Raw genomic sequence first — 874 nt, 5'->3', positions numbered from 1 at the left:
CTTTCCCTCACGGTACTTGTCCGCTATCGGTCATCAGGTAGTATTCAGGCTTACCAGGTGGTCCTGGCAGATTCGCACGGGATTTCTCGGGCCCCGTGCTACTTGGGATACTCTCCAAGCGGCGTCACGCATTACGGTTACAGGGCTTACACCTTCTCCGGCCGGCCTTTCAAGACCGTTCACCTATACGCACGCACTCACTTTCGCTGTCCGGCAGAACAGCAGCGGAAAGTCCCGCAACCCCGGCCATGCAACGCCCGCCGGCTATCACACATGGACCGGTTTGGCCTCTTCCGCGTTCGCTCGCCACTACTGACGGAATCACTGTTGTTTTCTCTTCCTGCGGGTACTGAGATGTTTCACTTCCCCGCGTTCCCTCCACGCACCCTATGTGTTCAGGTACGGGTCACCCGGTCACTCGCGCGCCGGGCGGGGTTTCCCCATTCGGACATCCTGGGATCACCGTTCGGTTATCAACTCCCCCAGGCTTATCGCAGATTCCCACGTCCTTCTTCGGCTCCTGATGCCAAGGCATCCACCGTGTGCTCTTAAAAACTTGACCACAAAGATCAAAATCAGCTATTCGAGAGAACCAGGACAACCAAACCGTCAAAAGACAGCCTAGCCACCAGGTTCATCAAAAAAATTGCTTTAAGATGCTCGCGTCCACTATGTAGTTCTCAAACAACAACCCCGTCACCCCCACCCCAACCACCCCAAAGGGCGGCCGGCGCGGCAAGCGCAGGAAACAAGAGGAACCAACTTCTTCCCTCTCCTCACATCGCTGCAAGAATAAGGTCCTGTTGCCTCAGGACCCAACAGTGTGCCAAAAGACATCCCCCGCGAAACCAACCACACACGTTCCAAACACCCC

1 rRNA gene is annotated in these 874 nt (G+C 56.2%); it reads right to left on the bottom strand.

The window, feature by feature from the left end:
- Window positions 1-562 (bottom strand): 23S ribosomal RNA (locus AC5RVV_RS17575); the annotation flags it as partial.
- Window positions 563-874: the final 312 nt, after the last annotated feature.

Source organism: Arthrobacter sp. MDT2-34-1 (assembly GCF_059091365.1).
This window is presented reverse-complemented; position numbering and strand designations above follow the sequence as displayed.